Origin of the sequence: Synechococcus sp. W60.1, assembly GCF_047461575.1 — a bacterium.
Lineage (GTDB): Bacteria > Cyanobacteriota > Cyanobacteriia > Thermostichales > Thermostichaceae > Thermostichus.
Genome location: NZ_JANSHL010000005.1, coordinates 1 through 24,697, shown reverse-complemented (window position 1 = coordinate 24,697; position 24,697 = coordinate 1). Strand labels below are relative to the sequence as shown.

20 protein-coding genes are annotated in these 24,697 nt (G+C 56.8%); 13 read left to right on the top strand and 7 right to left on the bottom strand.

The features are described 5' to 3' along the window. Entirely contained in the window at positions 1-2,292 is a 2,292-nt protein-coding gene (gene glgB, locus NW805_RS06415) for a 1,4-alpha-glucan branching protein GlgB (protein WP_414416581.1), read from the bottom strand. Positions 2,293-2,352: 60 nt separating this feature from the next. Next, entirely contained in the window at positions 2,353-3,828 is a 1,476-nt protein-coding gene (locus NW805_RS06410) for a dihydrolipoyl dehydrogenase family protein (protein ID WP_414422012.1), read from the bottom strand. A gap of 195 nt (positions 3,829-4,023) precedes the next feature. On the opposite strand from NW805_RS06410, the gene tatA reads away from it, so the two are divergent. After that, positions 4,024-4,269: a twin-arginine translocase TatA/TatE family subunit gene (gene tatA / locus NW805_RS06405; protein ID WP_011433563.1), complete on the top strand. Its 246-nt coding sequence runs from the start codon at positions 4,024-4,026 to the stop codon at positions 4,267-4,269. A 218-nt stretch (positions 4,270-4,487) separates the two neighbouring features. Next, entirely contained in the window at positions 4,488-5,324 is an 837-nt protein-coding gene (locus NW805_RS06400) for an anti-sigma factor domain-containing protein (RefSeq protein WP_414422011.1), read from the top strand. Here the strand turns inward: NW805_RS06400 and NW805_RS06395 are convergent, their stop codons facing one another. Beyond that, complete coding sequence (locus NW805_RS06395; protein ID WP_414422010.1) at positions 5,325-5,870, bottom strand: helix-turn-helix domain-containing protein; 546 nt, start codon at positions 5,868-5,870, stop codon at positions 5,325-5,327. A gap of 201 nt (positions 5,871-6,071) precedes the next feature. Here NW805_RS06395 and NW805_RS06390 point away from each other — a divergent pair, with 201 nt between their 5' ends. The 7 genes from NW805_RS06390 to NW805_RS06360 all read left to right on the top strand — a co-directional run bounded on the left by NW805_RS06390 (position 6,072) and on the right by NW805_RS06360 (position 16,176). Next, positions 6,072-6,965, top strand: coding sequence for a bestrophin family protein (locus tag NW805_RS06390; RefSeq protein WP_414422009.1), 894 nt, complete (start codon positions 6,072-6,074; stop codon positions 6,963-6,965). A gap of 176 nt (positions 6,966-7,141) precedes the next feature. Further along, positions 7,142-8,410, top strand: coding sequence for a metallophosphoesterase family protein (locus NW805_RS06385; RefSeq protein ID WP_414422008.1), 1,269 nt, complete (start codon positions 7,142-7,144; stop codon positions 8,408-8,410). A 2-nt stretch (positions 8,411-8,412) separates the two neighbouring features. Then, entirely contained in the window at positions 8,413-12,003 is a 3,591-nt protein-coding gene (locus tag NW805_RS06380; RefSeq protein ID WP_414422007.1) for an AAA family ATPase, read from the top strand. Continuing rightward, positions 11,993-13,186 carry a DNA double-strand break repair nuclease NurA gene (locus tag NW805_RS06375; protein ID WP_414422006.1) on the top strand — a complete coding sequence of 398 codons (1,194 nt, stop codon included), beginning with the start codon at positions 11,993-11,995 and terminating at the stop codon, positions 13,184-13,186. Before NW805_RS06380 ends, NW805_RS06375 begins: the two co-directional genes overlap by 11 nt. Continuing rightward, entirely contained in the window at positions 13,183-13,776 is a 594-nt protein-coding gene (locus tag NW805_RS06370; RefSeq protein ID WP_011433556.1) for a hypothetical protein, read from the top strand. The genes NW805_RS06375 and NW805_RS06370 overlap by 4 nt, the downstream gene beginning before the upstream one ends. Further along, on the top strand, positions 13,776-15,482 hold the full coding sequence (locus tag NW805_RS06365) for an ATP-binding protein (RefSeq protein ID WP_414422005.1): 1,707 nt from the start codon (positions 13,776-13,778) through the stop codon (positions 15,480-15,482). Before NW805_RS06370 ends, NW805_RS06365 begins: the two co-directional genes overlap by 1 nt. A 142-nt stretch (positions 15,483-15,624) precedes the next feature. Next, positions 15,625-16,176 (top strand): hypothetical protein, encoded by a 552-nt coding sequence (locus tag NW805_RS06360; RefSeq protein WP_414383614.1) that lies wholly within the window; start codon positions 15,625-15,627, stop codon positions 16,174-16,176. A 13-nt stretch (positions 16,177-16,189) separates the two neighbouring features. Here NW805_RS06360 and NW805_RS06355 read toward each other — a convergent pair whose 3' ends face one another. Next, entirely contained in the window at positions 16,190-17,380 is a 1,191-nt protein-coding gene (locus tag NW805_RS06355; protein ID WP_414351441.1) for a M20 metallopeptidase family protein, read from the bottom strand. A gap of 143 nt (positions 17,381-17,523) precedes the next feature. Beyond that, positions 17,524-18,288 carry a 1-(5-phosphoribosyl)-5-[(5-phosphoribosylamino)methylideneamino]imidazole-4-carboxamide isomerase gene (gene hisA / locus NW805_RS06350; RefSeq protein WP_414422087.1) on the bottom strand — a complete coding sequence of 255 codons (765 nt, stop codon included), beginning with the start codon at positions 18,286-18,288 and terminating at the stop codon, positions 17,524-17,526. 148 nt (positions 18,289-18,436) lie between these two features. Between hisA and NW805_RS06345 the strand changes: the two genes are divergently transcribed. Both NW805_RS06345 and NW805_RS06340 read left to right on the top strand, forming a co-directional pair. Next, the gene (locus NW805_RS06345) at positions 18,437-19,807 is read left to right on the top strand and encodes a 16S rRNA (cytosine(967)-C(5))-methyltransferase (RefSeq protein ID WP_414422086.1); all 1,371 of its coding nucleotides are present in this window, start codon (positions 18,437-18,439) and stop codon (positions 19,805-19,807) included. Between the two features lie 105 nt (positions 19,808-19,912). Beyond that, positions 19,913-20,749: a TrmH family RNA methyltransferase gene (locus NW805_RS06340; RefSeq protein WP_414422004.1), complete on the top strand. Its 837-nt coding sequence runs from the start codon at positions 19,913-19,915 to the stop codon at positions 20,747-20,749. A gap of 16 nt (positions 20,750-20,765) precedes the next feature. On the opposite strand, the gene recA is transcribed toward NW805_RS06340, so the two are convergent. Then, positions 20,766-21,890, bottom strand: coding sequence for a recombinase RecA (gene recA, locus NW805_RS06335; protein WP_414422003.1), 1,125 nt, complete (start codon positions 21,888-21,890; stop codon positions 20,766-20,768). A 235-nt stretch (positions 21,891-22,125) separates the two neighbouring features. Between recA and lgt the strand changes: the two genes are divergently transcribed. Further along, positions 22,126-22,950, top strand: coding sequence for a prolipoprotein diacylglyceryl transferase (lgt, locus tag NW805_RS06330; RefSeq protein WP_011433548.1), 825 nt, complete (start codon positions 22,126-22,128; stop codon positions 22,948-22,950). A gap of 3 nt (positions 22,951-22,953) precedes the next feature. After that, complete coding sequence (gene tsaE / locus NW805_RS06325; RefSeq protein WP_414422002.1) at positions 22,954-23,589, top strand: tRNA (adenosine(37)-N6)-threonylcarbamoyltransferase complex ATPase subunit type 1 TsaE; 636 nt, start codon at positions 22,954-22,956, stop codon at positions 23,587-23,589. 200 nt (positions 23,590-23,789) lie between these two features. Here the strand turns inward: tsaE and NW805_RS06320 are convergent, their stop codons facing one another. Beyond that, a complete protein-coding gene (locus NW805_RS06320) occupies positions 23,790-24,488 on the bottom strand; it encodes a pirin family protein (protein WP_414422001.1) in 699 nt (232 codons plus the stop codon). Positions 24,489-24,697: the final 209 nt, after the last annotated feature.

Sequence of the window (24,697 nt, the reverse complement as noted above, 5' to 3'; positions counted from 1 at the left end):
TCAATTCTGGGACTCGACCGGCTGCGGCGGCTGCCATTTCAGCACCAAGGTAGAAAGTTGCGGCAGGCAGAGCTCGAGGGAGTAGGGCAAGTTGTGGTAGGCCCAGTCGTCTGTCCACTTGCCCCCCAAATTGCCTACCCCGCTGCCCCAAAACTCCACAGCATCGCTGTTGAGCAGCTCTCGATAAAAACCTCGTTCCGGTACCCCAATGCGGTAATTGGGCCAGACCACCGGCGTGAAGTTACAAACCACCACCACCCACTCACTGGGATCCTCCCCATAGCGGATGAAGGAAACGATGCCGCGATGGTCGCTGCAGTCGATCCAGCGGAACCCCTCCGGTTTGGTGTCTTGGGTGTACAGGGCAGGCTCAGAGCGCAACAGGTGATTCAGGCTGGCCACATAGTGGCGCAACTTGGCGTGGGGTTCATACTGCAGCAGCTCCCAGTCCAGATCTGCCCAAACGTTCCACTCATTCCACTGGCCAAACTCCATGCTCATGAACAAGGTTTTCTTGCCAGGGTGGGTGAACATGTAGCCATACAAAGCCCGCAGACTGGCGAACTTATGCCAATGATCCCCCGGCATTTTGCCCAACATGTGGCTCTTGCCATGCACCACCTCATCATGAGAAAAGGCCAGCATGTAATTTTCGCTGAAGGCATACATGAGGCTGAAGGTGACCAAATGGGGATGGAACTGGCGGAACCAGGGATCCATGTGGAAATAATCCAACATGTCGTGCATCCAACCCATGTTCCACTTCAAGTTGAAGCCCAGCCCACCCACATGAGTTGGCCAAGTTACCATCGGCCAAGCAGTAGATTCTTCGGCAATGGAAAGCGCACCGGGGTTGTATTTGAAAATGAGGGTATTGAGCTGCCGGAAAAAGTCGATGGCTTCGAGGTGTTCCCGCCCGCCGTAGGGGTTGGGGATCCAGTCTTTGCGGTCATAATCCAGATAAAGCATCGAGGCCACCGCGTCCACCCGGATCCCATCGATGTGGTATTTCTCGAACCAAAAAAGGGCATTGGCCACCAGATAATTGCGCACCTCGTTGCGGCCATAATTAAAGACCAAAGTGCCCCAACCTTTGTGCTCGCCTTTGCGAGGGTCGGCGTACTCGTACAGGTGAGTACCGTCGAAAAAAGCCAGCCCATGCCCATCTTTGGGGAAATGCCCAGGCACCCAATCGACAATCACGCCGATCCCGGCTTGGTGAGCCCGATCGACAAAATACATAAAGTCTTGCGGGGATCCATAGCGGGATGTTACGGCATAGTAGCCAATCACCTGATAGCCCCAAGAGCCATCGAAGGGGTGTTCTGCCACCGGCAACAGCTCGATGTGGGTAAAGCCCAGCTCCTTCACATAGGGGATCAATTTGTCCGCCAGCTCGCGGTAGGTGAGGAAGCGAGTATTGGGCTTTTGGTCCACCAGCACACTTTGCCCTTCGGCAGGTGGATCTTCAGCCGAGGCGTGCATCCAGGATCCCAGATGCACCTCATAAACCGAAATCGGCGAGCGCAGGGGATCGGTGGCGGCGCGTTTTTCCAGCCAGGCTTGGTCGTGCCAGGTGTAGGTGTTGAGGTCGGCTACGATGGAGCCGGTTTTGGGGCGCACCTCCTGTTGAAAGCCATAGGGATCCGATTTTTCGTAGATATCCCCCCAGGAAGTTTTCACCTCGTACTTGTAGATGGCGCCTGGCCCTATGCCGGGGATGAACACCGCCCAGATGCCGCTTTCGCCCAGCCGCTTCATCTGGTGTTGACGCCCGTCCCAGTGGTTAAAATCGCCGATAACGCTGACGTTGCGGGCGTTGGGAGCCCAGACGGCGAAATGCACCCCCTTCACCCCATCCACCGTGATGGGATGAGCGCCCAGCTTGTCGTAAATGCGGTGGTGATTCCCCTCGTTGAACAAGTAGCGATCCAGCTCGCCAATGTGGTTGACCTTCTCCAAGGGAAAGCGGTAGGGATCCTCCCATTCTTCCAAGTGTTCCCCTTGGGGATCCCAGACCCGTTGGGCCCGCAAAAAATAGTCCGGCAGAGGGGTTCCCGGCTCAAAGCGCAGCTCGAATAGCGTTTCCGGGTGCAGCGGCTGCATCGGGTAAGCCTGTCCAGTGGCGCGTTCCACCAGCCAAACCTGCCGAGCATTGGGCACAAGGGCGCGCACCAACCCAAAGGATTTCCCGGCCTCTTCTATCTGCTGGGGGCCCAAAACGGCATAGGGATCCTGCCATTGGTTGGAAACAAACTGACCCACTTGTTCGGCAGACAGGAGAAAGCCCATCGGGAACCCTCAGTAAATGACCATTCTAGTCTAGCGGTGGCTGACCCCCAGTTTGCGCTGTCAGCTCCAGGCCCGCCTCCAGGCAAAGAATCCCTGCAAGAAGTTCTGCAGGCGGGGGTTGGCGGCCAATTGTTGCTTGCGGTGCTGCAGGGCCGCCTTGGCGTTCACCTCCGAGCGGGTGGGGTAGATGTGGATCCCGGTCAGGGCAGAGACGGGCAGCCGCCGGCTCATGGCCAAAACCACTTCATGAATCAGCTCTCCCGCCTGGGATCCCACCAGGTGCGCCCCCAAAATCTGGCCGTTGCGTCGACAGATCAATTTGGCAAAGCCCAGGGGGGCGGCTTCTGCCTGGGCCCGATCCACATCGGCAAACTCCTGTTTGAGCACCACCACATCCTTGCCGTATTGCTGCCGGGCTTCGCTTTCGGTGAGGCCCACACGGGCCAGCTCCGGCTCGGTGAAGATGGCCCAAGGAATGACGCGATAACGCGCTTGGCTGAGGGGGAAAAACAGGGCATTGACCAAGGCCACTGCCCCTTCGTAGGCCGCCACATGGGTAAATTGCGGCCCGCCGATGACATCCCCACAGGCGTAGATGCGGGGATTGCGGGTTTGCAGCTTGGCATTCACCTGGATCCCTTGGGGGGTGTACTGCACGCCGGCGGCTTCTAGACCCAGCCCTTCCACGTTCGGGATCCGACCGGCGGCCACCAAAATCTCTTCTGCACGGATCACTTGATCACCTGCAGCGGCGGTGCCTGCCCCGGAATTGGCCTTTAGGGAAAGCAGCTTTGCCCCTTGCTCTTGGCCAACTGCTGTGGCGCGTACCCGGGTGAGGATGCGGATCCCATCTTGGGTCAACTGTTGCTGCACCACCTGGGCGGCTTCGGGATCCTCCTTGGGCAAGATGCGCTCGCGGCTGGCAATGAGGGTCACCTCGGATCCCAGACGGGCCAGAGCTTGGCTCAACTCGCAGCCTACCGGCCCCGCCCCTATCACCGCCACCGATTTGGGCAAGCGGGTCAAGTCAAAGATCGATTCGTTGGTCAGATAGCCCGCCTCGGCCAAGCCTGGCAAGGGGGGAACCCAAGGACGGGATCCGGTGGCGATGACAAAAGCCCGCGCCTGTACCTGCCGTCCTGCCACCTCAAAGGTGCGCCCATCCACAAAGCGGCCCTTGGCAAACACCATCTCCACCCCCAGTTGGCGGAAGCGATCTGGCGAATCGGCGTGGTTGGCGATGTAGCTCTGGGCAGAGCGAATGTGTTCGTACACCTTGAGGTAATCCACCGAGATCCCTGCTGGGCCAGGGAGAGTTACCCAACCGGCAGCCATGGCCTGGCGAATCCGATGGACGGTATGGGCCACGTGAAGAAGGGCTTTGCTGGGCACACAGCCATACCAGAGGCAATCGCCGCCCAAGCGGTCGCTGCCTTCCACCAGCAGCACCTTGGCCTTCAGTTGGGCCGCAGCGCTGGCCACCACCAGACCCGCCGCACCAGCGCCAATGACCACAATATCGTAGGAGACAGGCATGGCTTGTTCTGAACAAAAACATCGGGCAAGGGATAGCACCATCCTATGTCTTGAGTGGGCCGGGGGCAGGATGGGAGAAGGGGATCCCTTTCCACACCCTTTCTGCATGGGAGAAGAACTTGTTAGAGTGGGACGGATGGATCCCTTGTAAGCTGGGTTGATCCGTCTGTTCTACTTTTCAGGTTTTGGGGACTTATGACTATCCTGCTGCCGAGCGAACCTATCTTGGCCGTGAGCATCTTCGGCATGGGCCTGCCAGAGCTGGCCGTGATTGGGGTGATCGCGGTGGTCGTGTTTGGCCCCAAGAAGCTACCCGAGTTGGGCAGTGCCTTTGGCAAAGCGTTGCGGAGTTTCAAACAAGAGATGAACAACCCCAGCAGCGATGACGAGCCTGCCGGCACGGAAAAGGTGGAGAAGGTGGTGGAGAAGGATGCCGCCTGAGGGTCGCGGAGAGGGGTGGGATCCCAACTCCTGCAAGGGGCCTGCTGCCGGAACTGTTGAGAGGGGGGATCCAAGCCAGCTTTGGATGAGAGGTGAAGTCAGCTCGCAAGGGAGCTGGCTCCAGGGCTAGTGTATAGTTCTGGAAAGTTTCCCGGCCCGGCGCTACCGGCTGAGCCAGGATCAGCCTGGATGGGCCCATCGGATGCCCCAGAGGTGGTATGGCTGAGCTGACCGATTTCGAGTTGATGCGCCAGATCCAACTGCGGGATCGCCGCAGCCACTTCTTGCTCAAGGATCGCTATCGGAAGCGCCTGCTGGATATTGCCTTGGCCATTCTCAAGCAACCTCACCAGGCAGAAGAGGTGGTGCGGCAGGTGTTTGAGTTTTGCTGGAAACACGCCGATGCCTTTGACCTGCAGCGGGATCGCTCGGTGGCCCTGTGGCTCTACGAGTTGACAGCCTTTCAGGCTAGGGAACGGCTGCGGCGTTGGGCTTGGCTACCTGCCCCCCTCTCCATTCAAACTTCGGCTCCCCTGTGGCCGCGACGTCTCCTTTGGGGCAGCCTGGCAGTGCTGGGGATCTACGCGGTAGCCATAACAGCGGCCTACTGGCGGCTGCGCTGGCAGTGGGGATCCCCCATCGAGGGAGAGTCGGTGGCAGTTCAACGGCTCTACCAAGAGTGGCAACGACAACCGCAGGTGCAGCGAACCCTGCTGCGGGATCCCAGCTTCAGCACTCCCCTGTTGGTGCAAGCCCTCTGGTCACCCCATGCCAAGCAGGTGCTGCTATTGGCCTCGGAGATGGCCCCTGCCCCCCCAGGGAGCACCTATCAACTGTGGCTGGAGTCGGAGATCCAGGGAGGGGGACGACTGCTGGAAAACGCCGGCACTTTTGCCGTCAACGGGGAAGGATCCCTGCAGTGGCTCAGTCAACCCATCCATTCTGAGCAGCCGACCCGCCTTCTCGTCACCCTTGAACCGGCAGGAGGAAGCGAATCCCCCACAGGCCCGCCTCTGCTGCAGAGCAGTTTTTGGATCCCTGCCGCCCAGCCATGATCAGGAGAGATTGGGGGATAACTGGGGGGCTTGTCTCCCGCTTTTGCGCCGCTTAGCATGGGATCCCCGCAAGCGCACCTTGAGACGGTAGCGAACAGTTTCATGCACAACTTTGTAGGAAGCATCCACACCGTGGGTTTCCCGCAGCCATTCGCGAATGTCGCTGTAGGTACGGAATCGGCCAGGCTGATGCAGCTCCTGCTTGAGGATTTCCAAAACCGGCTTGGGGATGAGGGGTTTGCGCCCTTGGTTGCGGGGCACCGTCAACATGCCCTCTAGCCCCCTGGCCTTGTAGCGTTGAAACCATCGAAAAATCGTTGAGATGTCCCGCCCCAGAATTTCAGCCAAGCCTGTCATCGTCTTGACTTTCCCAATCTTGAGCAGGTAAAGAGCTTGAACCCGCTCCTTGCCGGTCGGTGTGGACTGCTTGCCAAGTAGAGATTTGAGCTCTTCAGCCGATTCCCGAATGTCGAGCTTGAGGACTCCAGCCATGTTGGGGCGTCGCAGAACAGCGTTGAATTCGTTGCCTGGCGGAGAGTCTACCACAGTAACTTGGGGTTTTGGAAGTTGTTCGTGAAGTTTGCCTGGGCATCTCTTGACGTTTACAGAATCTCGAACTGAAAAATCTCTAACAGGCTACCCTCGTCGCTTTTCAGGATGGTCGGGCAAGGGATCCCCTCTAGGGCGGCAGGCCGTGGCTGTAGGAGTGGCTGTAGGATCAGAGGGCAAGCTTGCCGACGCTGCACTATGGTTCTTCGCAAGTATCTTGCAGGAGAGGGGCTGCGTTGGTTTCGCCTGGCCCTGCAGTTGCAAGGATCGGTTGTACCGGCAGTGCTTCCCCGCGCCTTTATCTGCGGCTTGGCCGGGGTGCTGGTTTCGGTTCTGTATAAGCTGGGGCTGCCCCTGGCGCTGTCGTCCTTGGTGGCGTTTGTGCCCAACATCGTTTTGGGTTTGATGCTGGTGTTTCGGACAAACACCGCCTACGAACGGTTTTGGGAGGGGCGGAAAGCTTGGGGAGCCGTGGTGAATGACGTGCGCAACTTGGCCCGCTTGATTTGGGTAGCCATTGAAGAAAAGCAGCCCGGCGACCGGGAAGAGAAGATCCAAACTCTATATCTGTTGCCCGCCTTTGCCATGGCCATGAAACAGCACTTGCGCCAGGAACCTTTGCTGGATGAGATTCAGCCCCTGCTCAGCCCGGAGCAGTTGCAACGTCTCCAAAGCCTCAACCATCCCCCTTTGCAGATTGCCTTTTGGATTGGAGATTATCTGCAGCGCCAATACCAAAAGGGCCGCGTTGAGGTCTACCAGCTCACGATCATGGTGGAGCGGCTCAACAGCATGGTGGATGCGCTGGGGGCCTGTGAGCGCATTCTCATGACCCCAATGCCGATGGCTTATGCCCTGCACTTGAAGCAGTTGCTGTTGCTTTACTGTTTGTCTTTACCGTTTCAAATGGTGGAGGGCTTGGGTTGGATGACCGGCCCCATTGTGGGATGGCTGAGCTTTATGTTGTTTGGCGTTGAAGAGATCGGCATCGAAATTGAAAATCCCTTTGGCCGGGATCCCAATGATCTGCCCCTCGATAACATTTGCAACAAGATAAAGCACAATATCCTGGATTTAATCGATTCCACCTGAGAGAACTCTTGGGCAGCCGTCCATTCCAGGGTTTCCTCAGATCCTCAGTCGGCACCTACCCCTAGTGGAGATAGCCGGGACGAACCCGATAATCGAGAGGAAGGGATCCCTATATCTTGGGTAGGGAACAAGATGGGTTTGCTAAACTGTGGACAATTTGCCGAGGTGCTCTGGGGATGGCCTGCTCAATCTGCACATTTTTACACCTGGCCGATGTGCATCTGGGCTATGACCGCTACGACAGCCCGGAGCGGAGCAAGGACTTCTTTTTGGCTTTTCGGGATGTTGTCCGGCGCTATGCCATTCAGGATCCGGTGGACTTTGTGCTCATCGCCGGAGATCTGTTCGAGCATCGGCAGATTCAGCCCGGCGTTCTCAACCAAGCCCAGATCGTCTTGCGGGAGCTGCAGCAGGCCGGGATTCCGGTGTTGGCCATCGAGGGCAACCACGACAATCGCCCCTATGGCGTGAAAACCAGTTGGCTAAGGTACTTAGCCGATCACGGGGAGCTGATATTGCTGGAGCCTGAGGAAGGGGAAGAAGGACTGGAGCTGCGTCCCTGGTCGGGCCGGCGGGGAGGGTATCTGGATTTGCCCTGTGGGGTGCGGGTGATCGGATCCCAGTGGTACGGATCGGCAGCTCCCAGGTCGATTGAGCAGTTGGCGGCGGCCATTCGACGGTTGCCCCCCGGCCCAGAACGGGTGGTGTTGATGTTCCACCACGGTCTAGAAGGCCAAATTGCCCGTTACCAAGGCGCTTTGCGCTACCGGGATCTGTTGCCCTTGCGGGAGGCGGGAGTGGGCTACCTGGCCTTGGGACACATTCACAAAAGCTATTCCGAGGGGGGGTGGATCTTCAACCCGGGATCCCTGGAGGCCAACAGCACTGCCGAATGGGACTTCCAACGGGGGGCCTATCGCGTCCGCTGGGGAGATGGCCCACCCCAAGCGGAGTTGGTGCAGGATTACCATCAGCGGCCCCGCCGCCGGCTCTATCTGGAGGCCAAGGGCAGAGAAACCCCCGAACAGATTGCCGCAGCAGCCATTGCCTTGGCTAAGGGATCCCGTTTTCAGGAAAGTGAGATGGAGCCAATGGTGGAGTTGCGGCTGGTGGGACAGGTGGGGTTCGCCAAGCATGAGCTGGATAGCCGCGCCCTACAGTGTCAAATTCAGCAGCTTACCGGCGCCTTGCTGGTTCTGTTTCGTTTTGAGGCCAATACTTTAGAGCTCGGGTCGGCTGCCCTTTCCTTGGAAGAAGAGGGGCAGAGGCTACAAATCGAAGAGAAAATCTACAGGGATCTGCTGAGCAGCCATGCCCACTACCGCAAACGCAGTGAAGAGCTAGCGCGGCTGCTTCTGGATCTTAAAGAAAAGGTTTTGGATGGGCAAGGAGAATCTGAAGTGTATGCTCACCTAAGGGGAGCTTTTTGGGGAGCAGAAGACTGATTATGCGGATCCTCTCTCTCGCTTTACAAAACTTCAAATCTCATGAGGATGCCGTCTTCACGTTTGAGCCAGGTATTAACGCCATTTGCGGAGAAAACGGAGCGGGCAAGACCAGCATTTTAGAGGCCATTGCCTGGGTTTTGTTCGACTACTGCCCCTACAGCCAAGAAGAAATCATCCGCTCCGGTGCCAACGACGCAGTGGTGACTGTGCAATTTATCTCCCAATGGGATCAGCGCACCTACGATGTCCGCCGCAGCGTAACGCAGGGATATCGTCTCTTTGATCCCCAGCTGAAGCAGCGCCTAGAGTATGAGCGCAAGTCCGATGTGCTGCCGTGGCTGAGGCAACATTTGGGCGTACCTGCCGGTACCGACCTGGCGCGGCTCTTTGCCACAACGATTGGGGTGCCCCAAGGGACTTTCACGGCAGACTTTCTCAAAACCGGTCGAGATCGCAAAGAAGTTTTCGATCGCATCTTAAAGGTGGAAGAGTACCAGCAGGTAGCCAAAGACCTGTTGGCGGTCGAAAAATACAGCGAGGCGCAAGTTCAGGCCATTCATCATCAAATTGAATTGCTCCATCAACAGCTACAGGAATGGGATCCGCTGCAAGCGGAGCGGCAGAAAATCCAACAAGAACTGAGTTATTGGCAAGAGCGCTTGAGTCAATCGATCCACACTCTGGATCAGGTTAAGCTTGAGATCGAGCGACTGGAGAAATGGCTTGAGCAAATCCAAACTTTAGATCACCAGATCGCCCAACTGGAGCAAAAGGGATCCCTGCTTCAGGTATCTCTTGAGCAGGCAGAAAAGTTATGGGTAGAGGCCAGGCAAGCTCAAGCGCAGCAACAGCAATACTGGGAGGGATCTCAGCATTTTTTGGCCACAGAAGCTCGCTTGCGGGAGCTGGAAAAACAGCAACAGCAACGCTTGGAGTGGCTGAAACAGCGGGATGCTTTGCTCTCGCAAAAGCAGCATATCGAAAACCAATTGGCAAGACTTCAAGAAAAGTTAAGCCAACAGCAGCGCTGGAAGCAGGAGCTAGAGGAGCTAACCCCGCAAATTCAGGCCCAAGAGGAGCTAGAGCGTCAGCAGACCTATTGGACTCAACAGCTCAACACGTTGCTACACCTGCACCGCGAATGGGAACAGATCCAGGCAGAATGGACAGCCCACGCCGAGCGCTGTCAACTGCTACAAAGCCGAGTGCAAGAAGCTGAACAGGCCCAGGCCATATGTCGGCAGCATCAATTGACCTACAACCGTTATTTGCAGTTGGAAACCCTCATTGCAGAGCAGGAAGCGCTGCGGCGAACCCGACAAACTTTACTGGCTCAACGGGAAACTTTGCAACATCAACTGCATCGATTGGAGCTGCAGGGATCCGAATATCAGCAACAACTCCAGATCTTCCAAAAAATGGAGGCGGAAAAACTTGAGCTGCAACCCCTGTGTGAACGGCAGGCCTCCCTGGAGCAGCGCCACTCCCAACTTGGCGAGAAGTTGGCTTCCTTTCAGGCTCTGCGCCTTGAACTCAAACAACGGGAAACGGAGCAGGAACAAGGCCAAGTCCAATTGCAACAACTGCAGCTCCAACTGAGACAACGGCAGGCGGATTTGGAGCGGGTAGCCGCCATTCCTGCGCTCGAAACTCAACAGGAGCGATTGCAAACTCAGCTCAGCCGCATTGCCGCAGCTCGTCAATTTCAACAGGAGCTACAAGCCCTTTTTGAGCAGGGCTCGGATCAATTGGCTCAACACCATCACAGCATCCGGCAACTTCTGGACGAATTGGAAGCGCAGCGACACAACTATCCCCAACTTCAATCTCTGTGGCAGCGGATCCCAGAGGTACTCACTCGATCTTCAGCACTCAGCCAACAGTTGCTCCAGTCCATCCATCAGATTTTGCAGGATCTGGCTCCCCAAACTTCCGAGCCCCAACTTCGTCAGCAGTTGTCCAACATCCAAAAACAACTCAGGACTTTGCAACCCTTGCTCGGCCTAACCGCACAAATACCCGATTTACAAGCCCAAATTCAGCAACTGCTGCAGTTGCAAGCCGAACGACAAAGCAGAATTGATGACCTTCACTGGGATCTTGAGGCTGAGCCCACCTTCCTTCGGCAACAACAGGAAATTGGCCAGGCGCTGCAAGAACTGGGGGATCCCAGGGGACAGATCCAACGCCTGCAAAAAGAGCTGAATGGCAAGCCCAGAGTGGAGCAAGAATATCAACAGCTCACAGAACAGATTCGCCAACTCCAACACCAGATCCAAAATCTAGAACGACAGCTTGAGCCCTTGCGGGATCTGGAGGACAGAATTGCCAATTTGCGGGAAGAGCAAAGAAGCCATCGCAGCAGCTATGAAACGGTTATCCGCCTGCAGGCTCTTGCCCAAAGCTTGCCACAACGAAAAGATGAACTCAAAACTGCCCAATCGACGCTGGAGCAACTCCAAAAAGCTGGGCAAGAGAAACAGGCCCAAATTGGCGAATGGGAAAAGGCTCAAGGCTCAAGAGATCATCTGCAGGCCCAAATTGAAAAAGCCGCCGAAACGTTGAAGGCTCTGGGGGATCCCAGAAGCCAAGCCGAACGGCTCAAAGCAGAGCTAAAACAGGAAAAGCAGTATTTACAAATGCAGGCCGACTGCCTGCAGCAGCTTCAGGATTTACAGGCCGCACTCAACCCTATCGAGGAGGCCCTATGCCAAACGGAGCATCTGGATCGAGAGCTGGGATCCCTGCAGGAAGAACGCGAACGATACCGTTTAGATCACGAGCGCTATCTGCAGGCAGAACCCATTGCCCAATTGCTTCCCCAACGGGAACAGGAACTGGCCGAGCTAAACGCCCAGCGGCAGCAACTGCAAACTCAGCTTTCCCAACTTCGCGCAGCACGGGATCCCTTAGCTGCTCTGTATCAACCTCAGGAGCATGAGCGCCTTCGATCCCTTTTGCAGGCCACTGAAATTCAAAAAGCCGAAGCCCAAGCCCGCCTGGAGAGCTTAGCTCCTCAACTGAGCAAAATTGAGGAAAAGTTGCGGCAATTGGAACAGACCAAGGCCAGCTTAAAGCAAGTCGAGGCCGAAAAAACTGAGAGAGAACGCCTGCACCGCTTTATCAAGTTTAGCCGAGATACCTATAGAAAAGCCGGCCCTCAAATTACCCAATACTACCTGCAGCAGATCAACCATACTGCCGATCACCTCTTCCGAGAAATTCTCAACCGTCCCAACGTCACCCTGACCTGGGAAGCCGATTATGAGATCCGCGTTCAAGAAGCCGGCAGCCCCAAACGACGGTTTGCCAGCCTTTCCGGGGGAGAGCAAATGTCGGCGGCCTTGGCAGTGCGCTTGGCTTTACTCAAGGTGTTGGGACAACTAAATATTGCCTTTTTCGATGAGCCCACCACCAATATGGATACCCAACGGCGACAGCGGCTGGCAGAGGCCATCACCAACCTGCGATCTTTTGAGCAGCTATTTGTTATCAGCCACGACGATACCTTTGAGCAAATGACGGAAAATGTTATTCGGGTAGAAAGGCGCTCCAGTTGGGTGAGGAGGGATCCCGCCTATGGTGTTTAGAGCCGACCGGATCCTGGCGGTGCTGCAGCAGAAGCGGGAGGCCTTTGCCACTTTTGATCAAAGGCTGTCGGAGCGCAGAGAATACTATAAGCAGGCCATGGAAAGCTTGTGCCAGTGGTCAAGCCTAGAGATTGCCGAAAAAATAGCTCCATTCCCTTTCCCAGGCGCTTTACCTACTGCAGAGTGGGATCGCTACTCCAATTGGAGGATCCCTTTTGAGCAGGAATGGGCCAATTACGAAGAAAGCCGCGATTGGGCGAAGTCGGTCATTGAAAATATTCCCACCTTTGCCGTAGATGGATCCCAGATTTATCCCAGCAAAGATCTGTCAATACCGGTGGCGCTGGTGCAAATTGGCTGGTATGAAAACCATCATTGTGCAACAGGCTTGTACGAAAAAGACATTCAAGTGGATGTATTGACTCCAAGGGACCTGGGATCCGACAGCAGCGGCGAACCGAAAGAGCGAATGGTTAACATGCGCCGCTTTCAAATGGAAATCGAGAGACTTGTAGAATACATTCAAAAATCTCAACCGGGATCCCGAAAATTGGCCTTTTTGGACGGGGCGCTGGTGGCTACTTTTGCCGAAGTCTTTGAGCCAGAAAGCCAAGACTTTTATGTGCAGTGTTTGCTCCAGCTTCTGCGGGCCAGCGAGCAAAGCCGGATCCCCATCGTGGCCTACATAGACACCACCTACACTTCCGATTTGGTGGCGTTGCTGAAGCATTGTTTTGACCTACCCGAAGCTCCACAGCTTCACGATGCGCAACTGCTTAGTCCCTGGTTGGAGTGGGGGGATCGCACACCTTTTTTCATCTGTGCCCGCGGCGGCAGCCTCAACCCCCAAGATGGGATCCTCAACTCCTACCAAGAAATGCGGGATCGAGTGGGGTTTGTTTACCTGCGCACCAATGACAACTTTCCGGCCCGCTTGGAAATACCCGTTTGGGTTTATGAGGCAGGACTGTTGGACTGGTTGGTGGATCTGGTTCGCTGTGAGGTGGTGATTGGGCGAGGTTATCCTTATGTGCTGGAGACAGCCGATCAGATAGCCGTTATCCGCAATGAGGATCGCAACCTTTTCTTGCGTCTCATGCAAGATTGGGCCGCTCGCGAAAAGCTGAACCTAAGGCTATCCCGGAAAACAGTAAGTAAATTACAGCGGAGACGAGTTCGATGAGATTGGGAAAGGTAGTTCGCTCCAACAATCACTGTGATTATGTGGTGCAGGTGGACGATGCTTTAGAAGTCAAAAATCCGCCGGCTCCTGATGACTATGGCTTCGGCAGCTTTGTCAAGCTAGAAAGCGACCGGCGACACTGGGCTGTAGGTCTGGTTTACAATACCCAACTCCTGAATCCGATGTTCCTCAATTCTGGGCCGCGCCTTTCCAGCCAGCCGGATCCCTATTTTTCCCCCGATCTGCAGAATGAGGTGCGCACGCTACTCTCGGTGGTCTTAATCGGGGCCTTGGATGAAGAGCGCCGCTGTGGCCGGCAAGGGATCCCACGCGTGGTGGTGCCTGTAAACACGCCGGTTTTTCGCATGAGCCGGGAAGAGATCCTGCGCTTTCACCAGGATCCTCAAGGTCAAACCCAATTTTCCTACTATGGTTTGCTGCTGAGTAGCGGCGGCAACTTTGCCAATCATTTGATCTACCAAGTCTTGAACGACATTACGCCGATGTTTGCCGATCCAGCTCAACGGCGAGCTCTGCAAATCTTAAGCAAAGAATTGGCCTGGAAAATGACTGTAGGAGCGATGCGCTGATGCCCCAAAAAATCACCGTCAATGGCCACTACCCAGAAGCCAACCTCTCTCCAACTGAGGACTCTCCAGAGGTAATTGGCACCGTCAAAGGGCCTGGAGAAACCTCTAACCAATATGTTTTCATCACTTCCAATACCCAAGCGGTAAAGGTGGGCGATTTCGTCTACTACGAAGTCCAGGATCCCCAATCGCAAACGCTGCAAATCTTGGGTAAAATTAGCCAAGTTCAGCTCCTGGATCACATCCCCGATCGCATCTTTGCCGATACCGAAATCGATCCCAGCACCATTGTGGCTCTGGTGGGCTTCACCCATCCCAATCCGGAAATCTATGCGGTTACCGTCGAGGTCATCGGCTATTTCAATCAGAAGATGGGCTTTATTAACCCCCGCCGCGCTCCGGATCCCGGTGCCAAGGTTTTTCTGGCCTCCAATCGTCTGCTGAAATCAATTTTGAACAAACGAGATGAAACAGCCATTGGGGGTGCTCACTTGGGCAGCCTGTTGTTGCGCGATGAGGGAGCAGTGCCCGTAGTACTGGACGTCAAGGAAATGGTCAGCACCCATCTGGCCATTTTGGCGGGGACAGGATCCGGCAAATCTTATACAGCAGGGGTTTTGATTGAAGAGCTGCTTTTGCCCAAAAACCGAGCTGCCGTCCTCATTTTCGATCCCCACGGGGAATACCACACGCTGGCAGAAATGCAGTCCCACCCCAAGTTTTTTGGGGAAGATGGCTACCGACCCAAAGTCAAGGTTCTTTCACCACAGGAAATTAAGATTCGTGTATCTTCTCTTAACTTCTTTGATATTCTGACCCTGCTGCCAGAGACCACTGACCGACAGAAATCTTTTCTGGAGAAAGCCTTTCGCAAAACAACTCAATTTAACCCGATCCGCTGGACGATTCAGGACTTAATCGATGCCGTAAACGAGGCTGATTCCGCAGAGGATGGATCCCAAGGATCCTCAGCCGCCGCTTTGGAGTGGAAATTAGAACAGATCGACCGTTCTCCCTATTTCGACAATTTGCAACACCTAGCTCCCAAAGACTTGTTTGAGCCGGGGCAGGTAACCATCCTGCAAATGCATGAGATCAGCCAAGAAGAACAGCAGGTGATCGCTGCTGCCATCTTGCGCCAGGCCAACTATGCTCGGATCAATACCCACAAAGGCAAGATCCAGCCGGGGGACGAAAATTACTTGCCTTATCCCGTCTTTATTTTGCTGGAAGAGGCCCATCGGTTTGCCCCTGCCCACGAGCCTTCCCGTTGCAAACAGGTGCTGCGCACCATCCTCAGCGAAGGACGCAAGTTTGGACTGGGAGTAGGGCTGATCACGCAACGCCCTGGCAAGTTGGACTCGGATATTCTGTCTCAATGCATGAGCCAATTTTTGATGCGAATTGTCAACCCTGCCGATCAGGAAAATTTGCGCCACAGTGTCGAGGCTGCCGGACGGGATCTGTTACAGGAATTGCCCGCCTTGAGCAAAGGTCAGGTGATCATCTCCGGGGTGTGCGTCAATACCCCTGTACTGTGCAAAGTGCGGCAGCGCTACACGCAGCATGGCGGCGAAACGTTGGATATTCTTGGCCTCTGGCAAAGGCATTCCCAAGAGCACCACCAACGGGATCGCTTGGCCCAGTCGGCCCCTCTCAAACCGCGTCCTCAACCTCAGGTGGTGGATGGACTCAGCATTGATTAGCAATGGCCCAAAACTCCAACTGTGGCCTGATCTCAATCGCTGAATCTGCCAAATCTACAATCCGAAACCACTGCTTGATTGCAATACAATTCATTTCACAGAAACAAGTTTTGGGGCGAGCAGGATGAGGAAACAAGCCCTTTTGCCAAGCTTCCTGGGCATTGCCGTTGCAGTTCTACTGGGATCCGGGCCTGCCTATGCCCAGTTGCGGCTGATCCCCGAAGCGGCGCGGCGGGTGTACGAGGCATTGCCGGATCTGCCGCTGGAAAACACCTACACCCCTATTAACCCCAACGATGGCGGCCCCGCACCCGAAGAGGATACTTTGGTGCGGCGAATGATGATCTATCACCTGCAGGTGGCTGGTCGCTCCCCGACCGACCGCTTTGACTGGCAACTGACGCTGGCGGACTATTTCGATGCCAACGAGCCAATGGTCGCCCAACGGTATCCCGGTGCCGACCGCCTCACGGTCAACCCCTACGCCCAAGACAAAGCCGTTGTACAATCCCTGAACCGGCAACAGCGACAGGCCCTGCTGGAAGCCCTTGTGCTGGCCTTCGGTGGGGATCCCAACCCAACGCCCCTCTACATTCCCACCGACGGGGATCCTGCCCCTACCCGTCCCACCCCAGAACCTATGAAGCCCTTGCTGCTTCCCGGCAGCGGATCCGCTGACTTGCTCAGGCCCTAGCCGAGGTTTCCCGCTAACTCAAGGCTTGCCCGGTGTAGTTCTCAATGCAGCGCAGGAAGAGCTCCACGCCAAGGCCAAGGGCAGCTTCATCAAAATCAAAGCGGGGATGGTGATGGGGATAGTCCAGTCCCTTGGCGGGGTTGGCGGATCCCAAAAAAAAGTAGCAGCCGGGCACCTCGTTGAGAAAAAAGGAGACGTCCTCGCCGCCCATGGTCATTTCTGGGATGATCCTCGCCTCTGAGCCAAACACCTGGCGGGCAGCTTGTTCCACCAGCGCTACCATAGCAGGATCGTTGCAAACCGCTGGGTAGCCCCGTTCGTACTGAAACTCGTAGGTGGCCCCGTAGGCTTGGCAAATGCCGGCAACGATTTCTTCCATACGTTTTGAGATCAAATCCCGCACTTCCGGCTGAAAGCTGCGCACGGTGCCCCAAATCTCAGCTCTAGGGGCAATGACGTTAAAGGTATCGCCAGCCCGGAAGCGGCCCACCGTCACCACCGCCGGCTGCAGCGGATCCACACTGCGGGAGACGATGGTCTGCAAAGCATTGACAATGTGGGATCCCACCACAATGGCATCCACTGTTTGTTGGGGAAGGGCAGCATGTCCGCCTCGCCCGATCACCTGAATCTGAAAGCGGTCGGCAAAGGCCATCGAGGGGCCACTTTTCACGCCAATAGTGCCCAGAGGGCGATTATTCCACAGGTGTAGGCCGAGGATGGCTTCCACATCCGGGTTTTTCAGAACCCCCGCCTCCAGCATGGGCTTGGCTCCGCCGGGGCCTTCTTCGGCAGGTTGAAAAATGACCTTGACCGTGCCCTTGAGGTGTTGACGGTGCTGTTGCAGCAGCTTGGCGGTGCCCATAGCAATGGCCGTATGGCCGTCGTGGCCACAGGCGTGCATGACGTTGGGGATGGCGGAGCGGTACTCGACTTCATTGGCCTCATGAATGGGCAGGGCATCCATATCGGCCCGCAGCGCCAAAACCGGCCCCGGCTGCTCTCCCTCAATGGTGGCCACGATGCCGGTGTGGGCAATGCCGGTCTGGTGAGGGATCCCCCAGCTTTTCAGGCGCTGGCTGATGTAGGCGGCGGTTTGCTTCTCCTGGAAGCCCAGCTCAGGATACTTGTGGATGTGGCGGCGCCAGGTCACCAACTCGGGTTGTAAAGCTCGAACAGCAGGGCGAAGTGCGGGAAAGGACATGACCTGAAAAACAAAAAAACAAAAATGTCTTGGAAAACCTTCACCGATGGCCAGTGTTGGTTGCATGCAGTTGCCTGTCGATTTTGCCCAGTATGGCATTGCTGAGGCTGCTTTCCGCTCGGCGTCGAGGTGGACATGGACATCTAGGCCCACTGGGATCCGGTTTCCGGCGGCAGATCCTGCCAACGGCCCGGCCCCACAGCTCGCAAAGCCTCTTGCAAGGAGATCGCCCCTGAGTAGAGGGCTTTACCCAAAATGGCCCCCGTCAAACCGGGCAAGCTCAACAAAGCCAGCAAATTGGTCAGCGAGCCGATCCCTCCCGAAGCAATTACAGGCACTTGAGAGACGGCTAGGATCTGGCGCAGCTGTTCTAAATTGGGGCCGGCCAGGGTGCCATCCCGGCCAATGTCGGTGTAGATGATGCCGGCGACGCCCTGTTCCCCCACCCGTTGCACCAATTCGGTGGCCTGCAGGGGAGTGGTGCTCAGCCAGCCGCGGGTGGCCACCTGCCCTTGCCGAGCGTCGATCCCCACCCAAACCCGACCGGGCAAGGCTTGGGTCATCGCCTCCAGGGTGTCAGGATCCTCCACGGCCAGGGTGCCAACGATCACCCGATCCACCCCCAGCTCCAGCAACTGCCGCGCCCGTTCCAGGGATCGGATCCCACCCCCCACCTGCACCGGGATGGCCAGGCTGCGGACAATGCGCTCAATGATGGGCAGGTTGACTGGATCCCCGCTTTTGGCCCCGTCCAAATCCACCACATGCAGGCGAGGGGCACCCTGTGCCGCCCAAGCTTCGGCCTGTTGGATCGGGTCGTCGGCTACCTGTTCTGCCTGGGCGTAATCCCCCTGGTAAAGGCGCACGGCGCGGCCCTGCAAAAGGTCGATGGCGGGGATCACCTCCAGAAAAGCAGTTGAGTAAGGCATGATGGGATCCCTTGAGGGGCTTTTCCAGTATCGCCTGGGAGCGGCCTTGCTCCAGCGGAGATCTGGATCTCTAGACCCTAAAGTGCTCCACACCGCTGACGCGATGGGAGAACATCCTGAGATGACTATGAACGCGCGCCAACTGGCTCTGTTGGCTCTGCAGAAAATCGAGCGCCAAAACGCCTATGCCGACCTGGTTCTGGGGCATTTGTTGGCCAACAGCAGCCTGATCCCTGCCGACCGGCATCTGGTCAGCGAGCTGGTGTACGGCGTTACCCGCCGTCGCCGCACCCTCGATGCCTTGATCGATTGCTTTGCCCAGCGTCCTGCCCACAAGCAGCCCCCCGATTTGCGACTGATTTTGCATCTCGGCCTCTACCAACTGGCTTTTTTGGATCAGATCCCGGCCAGTGCTGCCATCCATACCAGCGTGGAATTGGCCCGCCAGATGGGGCTAGGATCCCTGACAGGGGTAGTGAACGGCATTTTGCGCGCCTACCAGCGGCAAGTGTTGGATCAGCCAGAGAAGGATCCCCTCAAGCCCCTCGAGGACACTCTGCCAGCCGACCCAATTCAGGCTTTGGGGATCCGGCACAGCTTTCCCGACTGGCTGGTGCGTCTGTGGTGGGAGCAGCTGGGGCCAGCAGAAGCCGAGCAGTTGTGCGCCTGGTTCAACCGACCGCCCCACCTAGATCTGCGGGTTAACCCGCTGCGGGCAGAGGTAGACAGGGTCATCCAAGCCCTGGCAGAAGCCGGGATCCCTGCCCTCCCCATCTCCGAGGTGCCGGGTGCCTTGCGACTTCAGGATCATGCTGGCGACATCACGGCCCTACCCGGCTTTGCCCAAGGGTGGTGGAGCGTTCAGGATGCCAGTGCCCAGCAGGTGGTGCATTGGCTGGATCCCCAGCCGGGAGAGCGGGTGATCGACTGCTGCGCTGCTCCGGGCGGCAAGACCACCCAAATAGCCCAACACATGCAGGATCGGGGGGAAATCTGGGCTTTGGATCGCCACCCCCACCGTCTGCGGCGCCTAGAGGAAAATGCCCATCGCTTGGGCTTGACCTCGATTCGTTCCCTGGCCATCGACCTGTTATCCCTGAGCGCTGCTGCCGATCGCGTCAGCGGGACGGAGTCCTTACCCCCTGCCCCCTTGCCCCCCTGGCACAGCGCCGACCGGGTTTTGCTGGATGCCCCATGCTCCGGCTTGGGAACCCTGCACCGCCATGCCGATGCCCGCTGGCGACAAACCCCAGAGCGGATCCCAGAGTTGGCCCACCTGCAAGCCCAGCTCCTGCAAGTGGCAGCCCGTTGGCTGAAGCCGGGCGGAGTGTTGGTGTACGCCACCTGTACGCTGCATCCTGCCGAAAACGAGGAGATCATGCAAGCCTTTCTCGACAGCCATCCTCATTGGGCTGCAGAAGGGGATCCCCTGCTCATTTGGCCCCACCGACAGGATCGGGATGGATTTTTTATCCAGCGGCTGCGTCGATACGGTTAAATAAACCTTCCATCGTGGTGCTTCCCAGGTGCTCCGAGCCATCAACCCTCAGCTTTCCTGAGGGAGAAAAGGATTATCTCCAAGCAAGAGACTGACTGTTGCCCCATGGTTTCTGATCGCGTTAGCGGGACGGAGTCCTTACTGCTGACCAGTCCGAAAAACCCCTGGATCCGCAAGTTGCGGCAGTTGCACCGCAGCAAAGGCCGGCGGGAACAGGGCGCCTTTTTGGTGGAGGGATCCCACCTCATCGAAGAAGCCCTGCGAGTTGGCTGGCCCCTGCAGGCTCTCTGCTACACGCTTGAGTGGGCTGAGCGTTACCCACAATTGCTGGCCAATCTGCCCAAGAGTCTACGGCGGCAGGCCGTCAGCTTAGAAGTCATGGCAGCGCTCTGTACCACCGAGTCTCCCGAAGGAGCTGTGGCCGTGGCCGTCAGTTGGCAGATTTCCTCTCCCCCCCTGTCCAAGTTACGTTTGGGCCTTGTGGTGGAAACGCTGCAAGATCCAGGCAATTTGGGATCCCTAATCCGAGTCGTGGCCGCCGCAGGAGCCGACGGCCTTTGGCTAAGCGCAGACAGCGTCGATCCCGAAAACCCCAAAGTCTTGCGGGCCTCAGCCGGCCACTGGTTTCGCCGTCCGCCCCAAGTCGTGCCCGACCTAGCCGCCTGGATCCAGAGCTGCCGTTGCCACGGGATCCAAGTCTTGGCTGCTACCCTCTCCCCCACAGCAAACTGCTACTGGGATCAAGATCTCACCCGCCCTACCCTTTTTCTCCTGGGCAACGAAGGGGCTGGCCTGAGGGAAGCGACTATCCAACAGGCCGATGCCCAGGTGCGGATCCCGATGGCCGAGGGTGTCGAATCTCTGAACGTCGCTATGACGGGGGGGTTGTTGCTCTACGAGGCCCTGCGCCAGCGGCGATCTCGCTCAGGAAGCGCTCCCTGAACAGCTAGCTGCTCCCTCAGAACTCTTCCTCTACAAAGACCGCATCCTCATTCTCTTCCTGCTCTCCCTCCTCCATCGCTGCCGGCCGGCTGGCGGAAACCGTCACCCCCGCAGAAAGTTTCTCCCGCACAGCCCCTTCCACTTCCGCCAAGATCTCGGGATTTTCTTTCAAGTAAACGACCAAATTGTCCCGCCCTTGGGCAACATTTTCCTCCTTGTAGCTGTACCAAGAGCCGCGGCGCTTGAGAATGCCCATCTCCTCGGCCAGATCGATAATGCAGCCGATGTTGGAGATGCCCTGGCCAAAGATGATGTCAAACTCTGCCCGCCGGAAAGGGGGGGCAACTTTGTTTTTCACCACCTTGACCCGCGCTCGGATCCCGTATTCTTCCGCACCTTTTTTCAGGGTTTGAACGCGGCGAATATCTAGCCGCACCGACGCATAAAACTTAAGGGCATTGCCGCCGGTGGTGGTCTCCTGGGGGCCATAGCCTATGCCGCCAATTTTGGAGCGCAATTGGTTTAAGAAAAGAACGATGGATCCGGTTTTGCTGACATTTCCGGCAATCTTGCGCAGCGCTTGGCTCATCAGGCGCGCCTGCAATCCCACATGGGCATCTCCCATATCCCCTTCGATCTCAGCCCGGGGCACCAACGCTGCTACCGAGTCCACCACCACGATATCCACAGCTGCCGAGCGCACCAACTGATCGACAATCTCCAGGGCGGCCTCCCCCGTGTCCGGCTGGGAGATCAACAGGTTTTGAATATCAACCCCCAAAGCTGCTGCGTAAGTGGGATCCAGCGCATGTTCCGCATCCACAAAAGCTGCCGTTCCCCCTTGTTTTTGCACTTCGGCGATGGCATGTAGGGCAATTGAAGTTTTCCCAGAAGATTCCGGCCCAAAGACTTCGATAATCCGCCCTTTTGGGTAACCTCCGCCCAAGGCCAAGTCGAGGGTGATGGCCCCACTGGGTATGGTCTCCACCCGCATCTGGGTGGCATCTCCCAGGCGCATGATTGCCCCTTTGCCGAAATTCCGCTCGATCTGGCTTAACACCTGCTCCAGGGCTTTGCGTTTTTCTGACTTCAATTTGTCCGAGTCATCAGCAGTGTTCACAGCAGCGGCTTTCCGGGCCATAACCCGCATCCCCCCCAGGAGTCGTGGTGGAAAATCGAGCCTGCATTCTAACATTGTCGCCTTGCTCTGAGCGGATCCCTCTCCCTCCAACTGCAGTCAGCTCGTACCTTGCCTCGGTTCCTAACTCCCCTCTCCCTCTGGGAGAGGGGCTGGGGGTGAGGGCAGGTCTTCTGCATAGCCTTGCAGAGCGGGTAGAGTGGGCTAAAGGGATCTGCTCAGGAATGTCCCCACGGTCATGACTTTGGTCTTACAATCCCCCGGCCCGGTTGTGTTTAGTTGGGGGCCGCTCAGCCTGCGCTGGTATGGCTTATTGATCGGCCTGGCAATGGTGTTGGGCTTGCTCCTGGCTCGCCATCTGGCAGCTCGGCGTGGCCTTCCCCCCAGTTCCATGCCTGATCTGCTGGTGTGGTTGGTAGTTGGATCCCTGCCCCTTGCTCGCCTGTACTATGTGGCCTTTGAGTGGGAACGCTATCGAGATGGCCCTTGGTGGCAGGTCTTGGCCCTCTGGCAGGGGGGCATTGCCATTCACGGTGCCTTGATCGGCGGCAGTGCGGCGCTTTACCTGTTCGCCCGGCGGCACCGGCTGAGTTTTTGGTTGCTAGCCGATTGCCTTGTTCCCTCCCTCAGCCTTGGTCAGGGGATCGGACGTTGGGGCAACTTCTTCAACAACGAAGCCTACGGAAAGGTGTTGCCTCCGGATAGCCCTCTGTGGGTACAACTGCAGCTGCCTGATGGATCGCGCGTCCATCCCACTTTTTTGTACGAATCCCTCTGGAACTTTGGTCTCTTCGGGCTCCTGCTCTTTTTAAGCTACCGGCGCCAGCTTCCCCCCGGCACCCTCTTGGGCCTCTACCTGGTGGGGTACAGCCTGGGGCGCTTCTGGATCGAAGGCCTGCGCACCGATAGTCTCATGCTGGGATCCCTGCGGGTGGCGCAGGGGGTGAGCCTGTTGCTCATTGGAGCAGGCCTGGCCGCAATCTTGACAGCTCCCAAACGCGTTTCTGTTCACCCAAACGAGGCAACTTCCTCGCCTGGGATCCCCGCCCCAAAGGAGTTGTAAGCCATGGCCAGCGAACAGAATGAAGAGCTCTGGCAGCAAGCCTCCCCTCTGCTGCTGCCATCCGCCGCTGCTACCCAATCACTAGGGGCCCTCGTAGCTCAAGCCGCCCTTGGCTTCCTCGCCCCTTCAGGTCAACAAAAATCTCCCCCTCCCAGCCGCAGCCTCGGCTCCACTTCCGGCTTGGTCATTCTTCTCGCAGGTAATCTGGGCAGCGGCAAAACCACCTTTGTGCAGGGACTAGGGCAGGGCTTGGGGATCCCTGAACCCATCGACAGCCCCACCTTCGTGCTGGTGCAGGAATACCACACCGGACGGATCCCTCTTTTCCATTGCGATCTCTACCGCCTAGAGACCTCTTCTGCCGCTCGCGCCGGTGGGAAAGAATCCACACTCCTAGAAGACCTAGGGCTAGAAGAACTTTGGAGCCAAGGTGGGATCACCGCTATTGAGTGGCCCCAGTACCTCCGCCATCTGCCTGCGACCTACCTCTGGCTGCGCCTACAGCCCCATCCCCAGCAGGAAGGAGCCCGCCTTCTACACGTCAAGGGAAAGGGATCCCAGACTGGCCACCTTTGGCAGCAAGTTCTTTCTCAATTCACTCAGCAAAACCTCGAAGAAGGGATCCACTTCTCCTCCTGAAAGTACTTGAAAGCAGAAGAAAAAGTTGAGATCCCAAAAAACTTATGGTCATTTCGATTCCAACTAGGACACTGCACCCGCGCCTAAAACGTTGAATGTACGGAGCCAGAAGGCTCTTCTCAGCAGTTCAGTCGCTTCACCCCAGCCTAAAACGACTATAAGCTCAAGGCAAACAGCCAGAATTCAGCCAAAAGTCATCCTCAGGCCAAATCAAACAGCAGCACCTCAGCCCCTTCTTCACTGAAAAGGTTGAGCTCGCTTTCCCTAGCAATAGCCACGCCATCTCCTTCTCGCAAAAACAAGCCATTTAGGGTCACATTGCCGCGAGCCACCTGCAGCCATCCGTAGCGCTTCTCATCCAAGTGTCGGTGAATGGTGCGTCCCAGCTCAATCAACCCCGCGTAGAGATTCACATCCTGATGCACAATCACGGATCCCTGGCGCCCATCTCGAGAGGCAACTAAACAAAACTCATTGGGATGCTCTGTCAAACCCGTCGCTTTTTGTTCATAGCTGGGCTCCAGGTTTTCCTGCTCCGGCAAAATCCAAATTTGCAGCAGATGAACCTCCTCATCCGCCGAGTGATTGTACTCGCTGTGCTGGATCCCTGTGCCTGCCGTCATCCGTTGAATTTCACCAGGACGAATCACAGATCCCGTGCCCAAGCTGTCTTTATGCTCAAGGATCCCTTCCAAAACATAGGTAACGATCTCCATGTCCCGGTGCCCATGGGTCGGAAAGCCAGCACTCGGGCTGATTCGGTCATCGTTAATCACCCGCAAAGCCCGGAAGCCCATGTAGCGAGGGTCGTAGTACTCTCCAAAAGAAAATGAGTGGTAAGTATCAAGCCAACTGAGCTTGACATGACCCCTCTCTTCCCGCTTGCGCAAAGTCAGCATCACAGTTTATCACAGTTTCTCCGAAACCTGACCCTCGCAACCATCTTGTTAACTCTGCAGTCAGAATGTCAATATTCAAACAGTTTTATTTCTTCTTTTCCCTGCTATTCTCGCCAAAAACTTGCCAAAAATTTTGGGTTGGATATCTTGACGGGGTGGTGGGGGTGGGGATAGGGTAGTAAAGCGCCACAAGGCCACCCAGCCCCGGC

Coding starts and splice junctions, on each gene's coding strand:
- NW805_RS06380 (WP_414422007.1), top strand. CDS start 8,413: ATGCGGATCCTCTCTCTCGCTTTACAAAACTTCAAATCTCATGAGGAT.
- NW805_RS06365 (WP_414422005.1), top strand. CDS start 13,776: ATGCCCCAAAAAATCACCGTCAATGGCCACTACCCAGAAGCCAACCTC.
- tsaE (WP_414422002.1), top strand. CDS start 22,954: ATGGCCAGCGAACAGAATGAAGAGCTCTGGCAGCAAGCCTCCCCTCTG.
- NW805_RS06345 (WP_414422086.1), top strand. CDS start 18,437: ATGAACGCGCGCCAACTGGCTCTGTTGGCTCTGCAGAAAATCGAGCGC.
- NW805_RS06375 (WP_414422006.1), top strand. CDS start 11,993: ATGGTGTTTAGAGCCGACCGGATCCTGGCGGTGCTGCAGCAGAAGCGG.
- lgt (WP_011433548.1), top strand. CDS start 22,126: ATGACTTTGGTCTTACAATCCCCCGGCCCGGTTGTGTTTAGTTGGGGG.
- NW805_RS06320 (WP_414422001.1), bottom strand. CDS start 24,488: ATGCTGACTTTGCGCAAGCGGGAAGAGAGGGGTCATGTCAAGCTCAGT.
- NW805_RS06410 (WP_414422012.1), bottom strand. CDS start 3,828: ATGCCTGTCTCCTACGATATTGTGGTCATTGGCGCTGGTGCGGCGGGT.
- NW805_RS06385 (WP_414422008.1), top strand. CDS start 7,142: ATGGCCTGCTCAATCTGCACATTTTTACACCTGGCCGATGTGCATCTG.
- NW805_RS06340 (WP_414422004.1), top strand. CDS start 19,913: ATGGTTTCTGATCGCGTTAGCGGGACGGAGTCCTTACTGCTGACCAGT.
- NW805_RS06370 (WP_011433556.1), top strand. CDS start 13,183: ATGAGATTGGGAAAGGTAGTTCGCTCCAACAATCACTGTGATTATGTG.
- NW805_RS06355 (WP_414351441.1), bottom strand. CDS start 17,380: ATGTCCTTTCCCGCACTTCGCCCTGCTGTTCGAGCTTTACAACCCGAG.
- tatA (WP_011433563.1), top strand. CDS start 4,024: ATGACTATCCTGCTGCCGAGCGAACCTATCTTGGCCGTGAGCATCTTC.
- NW805_RS06400 (WP_414422011.1), top strand. CDS start 4,488: ATGGCTGAGCTGACCGATTTCGAGTTGATGCGCCAGATCCAACTGCGG.
- recA (WP_414422003.1), bottom strand. CDS start 21,890: ATGGCCCGGAAAGCCGCTGCTGTGAACACTGCTGATGACTCGGACAAA.
- NW805_RS06390 (WP_414422009.1), top strand. CDS start 6,072: ATGGTTCTTCGCAAGTATCTTGCAGGAGAGGGGCTGCGTTGGTTTCGC.
- glgB (WP_414416581.1), bottom strand. CDS start 2,292: ATGGGCTTTCTCCTGTCTGCCGAACAAGTGGGTCAGTTTGTTTCCAAC.